Origin of the sequence: Providencia sp. M-27, assembly GCF_011077905.1 — a bacterium.
Lineage (GTDB): Bacteria > Pseudomonadota > Gammaproteobacteria > Enterobacterales > Enterobacteriaceae > Providencia > Providencia huaxiensis.
The window spans coordinates 1-562 of record NZ_JAALBT010000075.1 but is presented as its reverse complement, the minus strand read 5'-3'; the positions used below and the strand labels follow the sequence as shown (position 1 = coordinate 562).

At 34.5% G+C, this 562-nt stretch carries 1 pseudogene; it reads left to right on the top strand.

The annotated features are described in order from the left end of the window. Window positions 1–346 (top strand): annotated as a pseudogene (locus G6Q48_RS22120) (site-specific integrase); the annotation flags it as partial. Window positions 347–562 lie beyond the last annotated feature (216 nt).

Here is a 562-nt window from a genome sequence, read left to right as displayed (position 1 = left end):
TAATGATAGGGATGGTAAGAGGATTAAAAATTCAAGTAGTATAAGAACTATACCAATTCATAAAAATTTACTTCAAAGCGGAATTATGGATGAGAAGCCAGTATTTCCATGGGCTGTTCATAATCCAGTATCTAATGCTGTAGCAAACCTATTTAAAAAAATAGATGAAAAGCATAGCCCACATGACTATCGATACGCTATGAGTGATAGGCTAAGAGATATATCAGACCTTCCCGACCATATAAGGTTTAGCATACTTGGTCACAGTAGTAGTACTATGACTGATAGCGTATACAGAGGGAAAGAGCCTATTTTTCTGATGAAAGAAGCAATTGACCGAACTTAGCCATGTTGTTCCAACATAGCTAAGTTTTTACCATCAGCACGCGAATATTCACATAACACATTGAAAATAAAGGTTAGGTACTATATTAGCACCTAACCTTTCAGTACTGGTTACTCATCTTCGAGTACTATCAGTACTGGATCCTAATCCAAAAAAATTAGTTATTACAATGAATTATAATTCATACTCACATGCTAATGAGTTTAGTTTTACATG